An 11,465-nucleotide genomic window follows, 5' to 3' on the forward strand; every position below is an offset into this window, starting at 1 on the left:
ACGGGCCACGACTGACAGCTCGTTACTCGACGGTGAGACGGTCCGGGGGGAAGAGGTCGGTGCCGAGGGGTGGGGCGCAGTCGAGGAGCCCGACGCGGAGTTGGTCCAGGGAGGCCAGAGGCGTCAGGTCGACGAGGCCGCAGCGATACAGCTTGAGTCGTTCGAGGGCGGGCAGTTGGGCGAGAGCCGCGAAGTTGTCCACGTGGTCGACATGGCTGAGCAGGATCTCGACCAGCCCTTGATGCGGCAATGTGTCGGCAAGGTCGATGTGAGATACATCGATGACCTGGAGTGTCTCCAGGGGAGAGAAGACCCCGGCCGCGAGGAAGTCCCGCCACTGATGCTCCTCGTTGACCGCGAGCCAGCGCAGCGACGTCATGGCCTCCAAGCCGGACAGCCTGGTGGCCGCAGCCTGATTGAAGAACCCGATGCTGGTGAGCTGTCGGATGAACGGCATGTCGGTGAGGGTGGTCTCCGCTGCCCTGAAGGCGAAGGTCAGGTGCCGGAGGTTGGGCAGGTCGGCCAAGGGGGCCAGGGAGAGCGGCCCGGGAGGCCGGTACAGGGACAACGTGCTCAGGGGAAGCCCGCTCAGCGAGTGCAGGTCGGTGAGGGAAGAGCAGCCGTCGAGGGTCAGCATGTCCAACATGGGCAGCCCGCTCAGGGGGGAGAGGTCGCGAACCTGCCCATTGCGTACGAGTTGTAGGTTTCTCAGCCCGGAGCAGTCGAGAACGGCGTCCGGAAAGCCGTGGTCACCCGTCACGGTCAGGGTGGTCAATTGTGGCAGACGTCGCAGAAGGGCCATCTGCTCCCTCGTCTCCACGGTCAGCATTCGGGTGCCGGCACCGTCCAGGACCGCTGCGAAGTACTCCTCCGTGTCGAACGCCGACCACGCGGAACCCAGCTCGGAGCAGACCGCCGTACGCCGGTCCGCCCGGAACCGTGAGATGACCTCCAGGGCCGCCGGACCGCCGACCCGCCCGGCGGTGCGGACCACGGCCCCCGCCTGCCGCGCGCTCAACCCTTCCGGCGCGGGCAGCAGCTCCACCACCAGTTCGCCCACCTTCGCCAGCGCGTCGGCCTGTTCCGGCGAACCCGGCGGCATCAGCTCCGCCGTCCGCTCCTCCACCTCCCTCCGCACCCCGGGGTCCAGCTCCGGCGCGTGTTCCAGGCTCGCCGCGGCCAGCAGGGTCAGCCGCTCCCGGTGGGCGCGGGCCTTGTCCGCGCGGCGCAGCAGCTGCCGCAACAGCCGCCCCCGCTCGTCGACGCGCGCGTGCCCCACGGCCATGCGCACCACGTCGTCCCACTGGTCGTCGTGGGCGTGGCGCACCAGGACGCCGAAGTCGCGGGCCTCGACCGCCGCCTTGGCGCCCAGATAGTCCTGGAAGGTGCGGTGGACGAAGTCCACGGAGCCGGGGACGGGCTCGCGGAGCAGCCCGCTGCGGATGAGGAGGTGCGAGAAGACCTGCTCGGCGTCGCCCTGTTCCCGGACCTGCGGCATCGCGTCGAGCCAGGCGTCGAGCATCGCGACGGCGTCCTCGCGGGACGCCTCGACCTGGCCGTTGCGGATGAGCCAGTACGCCAGGCGCTGGAGCAGCGCCGTCTGTTCGTCCCGCGACAGCTGCACACCCTCCACCGACGTGATCTCGCGCTCGGTGTCGCGGCGGACCAGGAGCATGTCGAGCGCGGCGTCGTACAGCTCCTTGCGGGCGCGGGGCAGCCGCATGCGGCGGTCGCGGTTCAGGGCGCAGAGCAGCGCGCACATCAGGGGGTTGGTGGCGAGCCGGGCGAGGTCGCGGCGGGAGGTGACGGCCTGGTTCAACCCCGTCTCGTACGTGTCGAGCAGCTCCCGCTCGGCGCCGGACGGACATTCCAGGCGTGCCGAGTCGTGCCAGTGGCCGATGAACGCCCGGATGTCGTCGCGTTCCATCGGAAGCAGGGAATGCGCGGTGAAGCCATGGCTGGTCAGCCAGTTCTCCGGGACGGCGGAGGGGCGGGTCGTCACCACGTAACGCGCCTCGGGGTACGCGGCGATCAGGGCCTTCAGCCAGCTCTCGGTGCGGCCGCGTAACCGGGTGGGCACTTCGTCGACGCCGTCCACCAGCACCAACGCCCGCCCGGAGGCGAGGAGTTCCGAGACCCAGCCGTCGGGCGCGCGCAGCGGCACCCCGGAGGCCGACAGGAAGTCCTCCGGGGTCGGCAGGCCCGCGGGGGTGTTGAACGACCGCAGGCGCAGGACGAACGGCACGCACAGGTTCCACGCCGCCAGCTCCGGGCCGAAGCCGCGCCGGGCAGCGTTCAGCGCGAGCCACTGGACGAGGGTGGACTTGCCGGACCCGGCGGGGCCGCGCAGCACGAGCCGTTCGCAGTCGGCCAGCGCCTGCTCCACCTTGAGGGCCGCCGGCGTCGCACCGGGCGGGGCGAGGCCGTCGAGGGCCGGGTCGCCGGGGCGGTCACCGCTCACCATGAGGCTGATGTACGCCGTGTCGAGCGGCCACTCGGCGCGGCGGCGATCGCCGAGGGTGATGCCGAAGAGTTCCAGGCGGGACTGCGTCTCGGCGACGAAGTCCGCGTACCGCTGCTCGAAGTCGAGGGCCACGGCCGGGGGGCGGGCGGCGGCCAGGTCGCGCAGCAGGCCCTCCGCTCGGCCCGAGCGGCGGGTGTGCTCCACCGCGGCCCTGGCCGCGAACGACGGCTGTGCGGTGAGCTGTTCGACCAGGTGCGCGCAGCACAGCCCGAGCAGCTCGTCGTAGAGGCCGAGGGCCCGGGAGGACAGTCCCGCGTCGGGTGCGCGCACCTCGCTGCGCAGGCGCTCGGGGTCCAGGTCGACCGCGAACAGCCGGTCCGCGGTGACGTCGGCGGCGGCGAAGGTGTCCTGCACGGCCGCGACCGCCGCGAGCCGCTCGTGCTCGGGCAGGGTGCCGTATCCGGCGGTGAGCCGGTCGGCCAGCACCCGGGCCAGCCTGTCCGGGGAGGGCGGCTTCGGCAGCGCTCGGACCGGGTCGGGGACCAGCCCCGCGCCCGGCCTCGGTGCGAGGGCCGACCTGGCCAGGGACGACACCACTGTCGCCGCCAGCCGGGCCAGTACCACCTCGATCCCCTGCATCGTGCCCTCCCCGTCGCCACCCCGCACGCATGATCGACGGCTCCCTTTTCGGGGGTCGCCGCGAGCCGCCGCCCTGACCCTGCCCACAGGATTGGTGGAGGACGCCAAGAAGCAAGCGCGTACCACCGGTAATACTTGTCAGTAACAACGTCTAGCCCCAGCTCACCAGCGGTTCTACGGTGCCCACATGCCGAACCTGCCCGATGTCGTGCTGTGGTCGATACCCGCGTTTGTGCTGCTCACCGTGATTGAGGTGATCAGCTACCGGCTCCATCCGGACGAGGATGCCGCCGGGTACGAGGCGAAGGACGCCGCGACGAGCGTCGGCATGGGACTGGGAAGTCTCGTGTTCGACTTCTTGTGGAAGATCCCGATCGTCGCCCTCTACACGGCGATCTACGAGCTGACCCCGCTGCGGGTGCCCGTGCTGTGGTGGACGGTCCCGTTGATGCTGCTCGCGCAGGACTTCTTCTACTACTGGTCGCACCGGGGCCACCACGTCGTGCGGATCCTGTGGGCCTGCCACGTCGTGCACCACTCCAGCCGCAAGTTCAACCTCACCACCGCGCTGCGACAGCCCTGGACCACCTGGACCGTGTGGCCCTTCTACGTCCCCCTCATCGCCCTGGGCGTGCACCCGGCGGCGCTCGCGTTCTGTTCGTCGGCCAACCTCGTGTACCAGTTCTGGATCCACACCGAGCGGATCGGCAAGCTGCACCCGGCGTTCGAGTTCGTGTTCAACACGCCTTCGCACCACCGGGTCCACCACGCCTCCCAGGGCGGCTACCTCGACCGCAACTTCGGCGGCATCCTCATCGTCTGGGACCGGCTGTTCGGTTCCTTCGTCGCGGAGACCGAGCGGCCCGTCTACGGCCTGACCAAGAACATCGGCACCTACAACCCGCTGCGGGTCGCCACCCACGAGTACGTCGCCATCGCCAAGGACCTGAGGGCGGCGCGGAGTTGGAGCGAGCGGGCCGGGCGGGTCTTCCGGGGCCCCGGCTGGGGGCCGGCGGCGCGGCGCGCGTCCGTCGCGGAGAAGCCTGCTGTCGGGGAGAAGCCTGCCGTCGGGGAGAAGTCGGCCGTCGGGGAGAAGTCGGCCGTCGGGGAGAAGCCGGCGGCCACGGAGACGGCCGTCACGGAGACGGCCGCGTGAGAGGGCCGAGCGGACGGACCCTCCTCGTCGCCTTCGGGCTCGCCGCCGCCGTCGACCTCGGCTCCCTCGCCGCCGGGTTCACCCCCGGGCACATGGTCGCCAAACCGCTGCTGATGCCGTTGCTCGCCGCGTACGCCCACACGCGCGGCGGCCCGCGGCTGCTGATCGCCGCGCTCCTGTGCGGCTGGGGCGGGGACGTCCTCCTCCTCTCGGACGCCGAGCCCGCCTTCCTCGCCGGGATGGGCTGCTTCGCGGCGGGTCACGTCTGCTACCTCGTCCTCTTCGGAAAGCGGGCCCGGCAGGCGAGCGCCCCGCACCACGCCGCGGACAAGGGTTCACCCGCGGTGGGTGAGTGGGCGTCACGCGCGCGTGCCCTCCGGCTGCCCGCCGTGTACGCGCTCGCCCTCGTCGTCGCCGTGGCGAGCCTGTGGCCCGGTCTGCCGGCGGACCTGCGCGTGCCCGTCGCCGGGTACAGCGCGCTGCTGACCGCGATGGCGTGCTCCGCCGCACGGCTTGGTGCCGTCGCCGGGGCCGGCGGCGCGCTCTTCGTGCTGTCGGACATGCTCATCGCGACCGGGGTCGCCGAGTGGCCGCAGCTCCCCCGCCCCGACCTGTGGATCATGCTGACCTACATCGCCGCCCAGTACCTGCTGGCCCGGGGCGTCCTGCGGACCCTGGAGGCCGCGCTGCCGGCGCCCACCGGTGGCGGGCCGGTTCCGGCGACGCCCTGAGCGACGTCAGGCCCCGCCACTGGCACGCACCGGCTGCCGCCCGCTCGCCCACCGGTGACTCGCCCGTTGGCGCCCACCGCCGGTGCTCACCCGCTGTCACCCGGCATCGGCACTCACCACCGGATCGGTACCGGCAGCGCGGTGAGCAGGCCGGACACCGCCACGACCACACCCAGGACCACCAGTTCCGCGCGGGCGGGAGCGCAGGCGTCCAGCGGGTCGGTCACGTGGCGCAGCCGCAGCCGGGCCCGCAGGGCGAGCGCGGCGACGGCGGCCATGAGGAGCACCTTGGCGAGCAGGGCCCGCCCGTACGCCGTCTCCGTCAGCTGGTCGAGGACCGTGCCCGGCGGCATCCGTCGGAGCGTGCTCCACGACCCGGTGGCGGTCACGGCGGCCAGCAGAACGGCGGCCACACGCGCGTACAGGCCCAGCAGCGCCGCGCCCGCCCCCGCCGTCGCGCGCCACGCGCGCGTGCCCAGGGTGCGCAGGACGGACAGCAGTCCGCCCACCCACAGGGCCGCGCACAGCAGATGGACGAACGTCAGGGCCGTGCCGACGAGCGGGTCGTCCTCGACGGTGGGGTGCGCCCGCAACGCCTCCGCGACGACGATCGCCGTCAGCGGCACCCCCTGGGTGAGCGGGTGACGGGACCGGGCGCACAGGGCCACCGCCGCGAACGCGTTGACCTCCAGCAGGGCGAGCCGGCCGTCCCGCGTCGCGTAGAGGCCGCCGACGTCGATGTCGGCGGGGGAGTCCGGTACGAGGTTGCCGGTCGCCACCACCGAGGCCAGCCCCAGCGCGGCCACGCAACCGGCGGCCGCCGCCCCCGCCGCCCAGCCGCGTGACGTCTGTCGGGGGCCGCCGGGCAGCCGCCGGGCCAGCCACACGACGAACAGCTCGCCCACCGGTACGCACAGCGCGGCCAGCAGCACGGTCCGCAGGAGAGCGACCCCGCCCGCCCCGGGAGCCCCGGCCTCACCGGTGCCGTCCAGTGCGACACGCGGCCCGAACAGCGGGATCAGCGCGCCCACGGCCACCAGCAGAAGCAGCCCGACCGCCCGACCGGCGCCCGTCGGCACCCACCCCAGGGGCCGCGGTCCGGAAGATCGTTCCCCGGCGCCGATGCCGATGGCGGGCGGCCGCTCGGTCTCCCGCGCCCCGCTCTCCTCCCCCCTCCGTCTCGTCAGGCTCACCCCCGAAAAGTCCCCCGGTCGCCCCCGGTCGCACCAGAACTGGGCAAGTACCGGAAAACCTCCGGCAGTTCGACATTCCACCCATCTGTACGACCCGAGGCGGCCGCTCTCTCAGGACGGCGCACGCGCACAGAAGCACCAGGGCGGCGCACGCCTCAGGCGCGCGCCGCCCTCTCGTGCCCTCACGCCACCGCTGTCCGCACCGGGCGCCTCATCCCCACCTGGCCTCGTCCGCTCCCCAGGGCCCCGGCGGCCGAGCCCAGTCACCCGGGCCGTCCTCGAAGGACACCGGAGGCAGCGCGTACCGCAGCCGCCCCACGGGGCTGTCCCGCTCGGCGAGCCGAACCTCCACCCCGTCGAACGCCTCGCCCCCACCGACACCGGCGCGCAGCACCTCTCCTCGCCGACCCTCCCCGCGCGGCCCTTCCCCGCGCCGCGCCGCACTCTCCAGGAGCCACGCCGCCGTCCGCGCCAACGACAGCCGTACGACTCGTCCGTGACCGTCCGCCGCCCCCTCGGTGAGCGACCGCAGCACGGCCGCCGCCAGCAGATACCCCGTTCCGTGGTCGAGGGCCTGCGCGGGCAGCGCGCCCGGCCGCTCCGCCGACCCCTCGACCACGGCGATCCCGGTCGCCACCTGGACGAGGCTGTCGAAGCCCCGCCGCCCCGCCCACGGCCCGTACGGGCCCCACGCCGACAGCTGCGCCACGACGAGGCCGGGCCGCCGGGCGAGCAGCGCCTGCGGGGAGAGGCCGAACCGGTCCAGCGCGCCCGGCCGGTACCCGGTGACGACGACGTCCGCGCCGGACAGCAGCTCCTCGAAGACGCGCCGGTCGGCGGCGCGGGTCAGATCCAGTGCCGTCGACCGCTTCCCGAAGCCGGTGTCGATGTGCTGGTCGGGGAGTTCGGGTGTCCCCGGCGGGTCGACGCGCAGCACGTCCGCGCCCAGCAGGGCGAGCGTGCGGGTGGCCACCGGGCCCGCGATCACCCGGGTCAGGTCGAGAACCCGGACTCCGGCGGCGGGAAGCAGCGGGGCCCCACCCGACGAGGCCGAAACCGCAGCCACCGACGTAGCCACCGCCGCGGCCTCCGGCGCGTCCGAACGTGGCGTCACGCGCGCGTGCGCGGTGTCCGCCCGGTCGTGTTCGACGAGCGGCCCGGCCGCCACCGCCGCGGCCTGGTCGTGCGCCGCCCACTGCTCCGGCGTCCGCAGCGCGACCGCGAGACCCCCGGCCGCGTACACCGTCTCCTCGATCTCCAGCGACGACCGTTCGGCGAGCGCCGCCCCGACGGCGGTCGCGTCACCCTCGGGCAGCCCCAGCGCGGACAGCAGGCGCTCCCGGTGGTGCGGGTAGTTGGCGTGCGTCCGCACCCAGCCGTCCGCCGTGCGCCAGAAACGCGACAGCGGTGCGAAGGCGACCGGCGCCCGCCCGTCGATCAGCAGATGCCGCTCGCTGACGAAGGCCGTGGCCACCGCCCCGTCGTCCACCCGTACGCGGGGCACCTCCCTGAGCCCGGCCCGCCGCGCGCCCAACTCGGCGGCGGCCAGCGCGCACACGCCCACACAGGCCCGCGCCAGCTCCCGTACCGGGAGGCGAGCGGGCAGTGCCCCCTCCCGTACGACCGTCGACACCCGTGGCAGCAGGCCGGGTTCGCCGCCCAGCGCCGCCCACGCCGACGCCAGGCTCACGTCCATGCCCGCACCTCTGCCCCCGCTCACACCCGCACCCATGTCTGTCATGGGCCCACTGTGCGGTGTTGACGGGATCAACACGCGTATCGGGGCAGCGGAAGGGCCGGGCGGTACCACACCGCCCGGCCCTGACGCTCCCCGGAGGGGAGCTTCGCCTTGCTGACCTTCTCGTGGGTGATCTTCTACCTGGTGACCGCGTCCAGCGCGTCCGCCGTGCCGAAGCCGTAGAAGCCGTTGTAGTTCTTCGGCCCCTCGCACACCGCGTCGACCTTGCCGTCACCGTCGAGGTCGTACGGGTCCGTGCAGGGTGTCGCGTCGGCCTGCGCGTACAGCAGGGCCTTCACGAGCGGTGCCGGCGCGTACGGGTGCGTCGACTTGATGAGGGCGGCGACACCCGCGACGTGCGGGGACGCCATCGACGTGCCCGCCATGTACCCCCACCGGCCACCGGGCAGCGGGCCCAGGATGAGGCCGCTGGTGGCGGGCGGCGCCGGGGTCTGCAGACGGGTCGAGTCGCCGCCGGGCGCGGCGATGTCGATGACGCCCAGACCGTGGTTGGAGAACGACGACTTGACGCCCTTCGCGCCGGTCGCGGCGACCGTGACGACACCGGGCAGCTGGGTCGGGATGTCCAGGCACTTCGAGGGGTCGATCACCCGGTCCGACGGCGTCGTGTCGTTCGGCGACGTCGGGTCGGTGATCTCGTCGGCCGCGAGGTCGTAGTTCTCGTTGCCGGCCGCAGCGACGTTGACCGTGCCCTTCTTCTCCGCGTACCGGGACGCCCGGGTGATGGCCTCGACGAGCGCCTTCTGGTCCGGGTCGTTCTTGCAGTTGAAGTACCAGGGGTCGGTGTAATAGCTGTTGTTGGTGACGTCCACGCCGTGCTCGGCGGCCCACATGAAGCCGCAGACCACGGCCTCCGTGTAGAAGAAGCCGGCCGTCGTGGACACCTTGATGCCGGACACCTTCACGCCCGGTGCCACACCGGTGACGCCGACGCCGTTCTTGGCGGCGGCGATCTCCCCGGCCACATGCGTGCCGTGGGGGCTCTCCGTGGGCCCCGGCCGCCAGGCGCCGTCGGTCGTGTCGGGCTTGCCCGAGACACAGTTGACCGACGCCTTGCGGTCGAAGTTCGGCGCGATGTCCGGGTGGGTGTCGTCGACGCCGGTGTCGATGACGGCGACCGTGACGTCCGGGCTGCCCAGGGACACCTCGTGGGCCTTGTCCGCCTTGATGGCCGGCAGGTCCCACTGCAAGGACTCCAGCGGGTCCTGGCCCGCAGCGGCGTCGGCGGCCGCGATCTCCTCGGAGGTCAGCACCTTGGGGGTGCCGACATCGGTGGTGGACTGCGCGGGCAGCGGCGCGGTGCGGGTGGCACCGGCCGACTCCACGCCCCGCACCCGGCGGATCGCGGGCGCGAAGTCGGCGTTCGCCGAGTGGACGACGATGACGCCGATCCTGTCGTACGACGTCACGATCGTGCCGCCCGCCTCGGTGATGGCCTCCTTCACCTTGGCGGACGGGCCGTGACCGGGGCGGACGTTGACCACGTAGCTGAGCTGTGTCGCGTCGGCCGCGGCCCCGGCGGTCACCTCTGCCGCCGAGGCCGTGGCACCGGGTACGACGACCACTGCCGTAGCCAGGGCCATCCCCAGGGGGATGGCCGCCAGGCGACGCGAGCGCTGAGTGAGCGCTGTCATGCTGTCTCCAGTTCGTTTCGCGTGATGAGCGGTACGAGCTGTGCGGGAAACCGTTCCCCTCGGGGTGCCGGTCCGCCCCGGGGGTGGGTTACTTGACGGCCTTCAGGGCGTTGACGATGCCGTGCCCGTAGAAGCCGTTGGCGCGGGGACCGCCCTCGCAGACGGCGTCCGGCGTGCCGTCGCCGTTCTGGTCGTACGTCGTCGGGCAGGCCTGCTTGTCGGCCTGGGCCTTCATCAGCCACTGCAGCTGCTTCGGGGACGCCCACGGGTGCGTGGACTTCAGCAGGGCGGCCACGGCGGAGGCGTGCGGCGCCGCCATCGACGTGCCCTGGAGGAAGCCGTACTTGCCCTCCGGCAGCGTGGACAGGATGCGGCCGTCCTTCGACGGGGTGTCCGGCAGCTGGTAACGGCGGTCGCCGCCCGGCGCCGCGATGTCGACGACGCCGTTGCCGTACGTCGAGTAGTACGACTTCTCGTTCTTCACGCCGGTCGCGCTCACCGTGACGACACCCGGCAGCTGGGTGGGCACGTCGAAGCACTCGCTCGGGTCGATGGTGCGCGAGACCGGAGTGGTGTCGTTGGGGCTGGTGGCGTCCGCGATCGCGTCGGAGGCGAGGTCGTGGTTGGAGTTGCCCGCCGACGCCAGGTTCAGCGTGCCCTTCTTCTGGGCGTACAGCTGGGCCCGGTTGACCGCGTCGACGATGGCCTTCTGGTCCGGGTCCTCCATGCAGTTGTAGAGCCACGGGTCGACGTAGTAGCTGTTGTTCGTGATCTCCACACCGTGGTCGGCGGCGAACACGAACGCGCAGACGACGCTCTCCGCGTAGAACAGACCGCTCTTCTTGTCGGTCACGTTGATGCTGGAGACCTTGACGCCGGGTGCCACACCGGCGACGCCTACGCCGTTGCGGGCCGCGGCGATCTCACCGGCGACATGCGTGCCGTGGTAGTCGTCCACGGTGTACGGCCGCCAGGCGCCCTCGCTGGTGTCCGCGACACCGCCGTCGCAGTTCGCCGACTGGGACTTGGAGAAGTTCGGCGCGAGGTCCGGGTGGGTGTCGTCGACGCCGGTGTCGATGACGGCGACCGTGACCCTCTTGCTGCCGTCGTTGATCTTCGCGGCCTTGTCGGCGCCGATCGAGCGCAGGTCCCACTGGTCGGCCTCAAGGGGCTCGGCGTCGGGGATGTCGGCCGAGGCGGCCTTCACCTTCGCCGCCTCCGCGTCCGTCAGGACGTCGACGGCGCCCTCGTCCGTCGTCCCCGCGGGCGCCAGCGGCGCGGTGCGGGTGAGACCGGCCGACTGCACACCGCGCGTGGCCCGCATCGTCGCGCCGAACTCGGGGTTGGTCGAGTGGACGACGATCACACCGATCCGGTCGTACGTGATGACGACCTTGCCGCCCGCCGCGGCGATCGCCTTCTGCACCGAGGCGATGGTGTACCTGTCGGTCCGGGTGTTCACGACGTACGAGAGGTTCGGGCCCTCCGCGGTCGCGGTCGCGGTGGCGGGTGCGGCGAGCGGCGCCGCCGAGGCGACACCCGGCAGGAAACCGAGTGAAGCGGTCAGCGAAAGAGCGACCGGTACCGCGAGCGCGAGCCGCCGGCGGGAACGCAGATGAGCCATGGGATCTCCACATCATCCTCAAAGAAACCGGCCCAGGGCACACGAGTGCCTGGGCAGGTACATGACTTGGTGGTGCGCACCGAAGCTATCCCCCGCCGTCCCTGGCCAGCAATGACTTGAGGGGACCGCGAGCGAAGTAGAGGGGTATCCCTTATCGACACGCCTGTGTCGATCCGTCGCCGAATCGATTTTCGAAAGAACGACAGACGGTTGAACCGGTCCTCTCGTGCCGCCGTGACGTTGAGCAGGGAGCCCGAGCACGATC

The 11,465-nt window shown here is 72.4% G+C and carries 7 protein-coding genes; 2 read left to right on the forward strand and 5 right to left on the reverse strand.

Going from position 1 to position 11,465, the window contains the following annotated elements; all coding sequences use genetic code 11:
* Positions 1 to 22 precede the first annotated feature (22 nt).
* Positions 23 to 3,103, reverse strand: coding sequence for an NACHT domain-containing protein (locus tag M8J73_RS22635; protein WP_249828989.1), 3,081 nt, complete (start codon positions 3,101 to 3,103; stop codon positions 23 to 25).
* A 187-nt stretch (positions 3,104 to 3,290) separates the two neighbouring features.
* Here M8J73_RS22635 and M8J73_RS22640 point away from each other — a divergent pair, with 187 nt between their 5' ends.
* Complete coding sequence (locus M8J73_RS22640; protein WP_055542720.1) at positions 3,291 to 4,259, forward strand: sterol desaturase family protein; 969 nt, start codon at positions 3,291 to 3,293, stop codon at positions 4,257 to 4,259.
* On the forward strand, positions 4,256 to 4,990 hold the full coding sequence (locus M8J73_RS22645) for a lysoplasmalogenase (RefSeq protein ID WP_055542719.1): 735 nt from the start codon (positions 4,256 to 4,258) through the stop codon (positions 4,988 to 4,990). The genes M8J73_RS22640 and M8J73_RS22645 overlap by 4 nt, the downstream gene beginning before the upstream one ends.
* 113 nt (positions 4,991 to 5,103) lie before the next feature.
* Here M8J73_RS22645 and M8J73_RS22650 read toward each other — a convergent pair whose 3' ends face one another.
* From M8J73_RS22650 to M8J73_RS22665, 4 genes are all read right to left on the reverse strand, one after another.
* The gene (locus M8J73_RS22650; RefSeq protein WP_372503996.1) at positions 5,104 to 6,177 is read right to left on the reverse strand and encodes a CopD family protein; all 1,074 of its coding nucleotides are present in this window, start codon (positions 6,175 to 6,177) and stop codon (positions 5,104 to 5,106) included.
* Positions 6,178 to 6,394: 217 nt separating this feature from the next.
* Positions 6,395 to 7,879, reverse strand: coding sequence for a CoA transferase (locus M8J73_RS22655; protein WP_249828990.1), 1,485 nt, complete (start codon positions 7,877 to 7,879; stop codon positions 6,395 to 6,397).
* 179 nt (positions 7,880 to 8,058) lie between these two features.
* On the reverse strand, positions 8,059 to 9,576 hold the full coding sequence (locus M8J73_RS22660) for a S8 family peptidase (RefSeq protein WP_055539951.1): 1,518 nt from the start codon (positions 9,574 to 9,576) through the stop codon (positions 8,059 to 8,061).
* 88 nt (positions 9,577 to 9,664) lie between these two features.
* Positions 9,665 to 11,200, reverse strand: coding sequence for a S8 family serine peptidase (locus tag M8J73_RS22665; RefSeq protein ID WP_055539950.1), 1,536 nt, complete (start codon positions 11,198 to 11,200; stop codon positions 9,665 to 9,667).
* Between the last annotated feature and the right edge of the window lie 265 nt (positions 11,201 to 11,465).

It is taken from the genome of Streptomyces neyagawaensis, assembly GCF_023516595.1.
Classification (GTDB): Bacteria; Actinomycetota; Actinomycetes; order Streptomycetales; family Streptomycetaceae; genus Streptomyces; species Streptomyces neyagawaensis.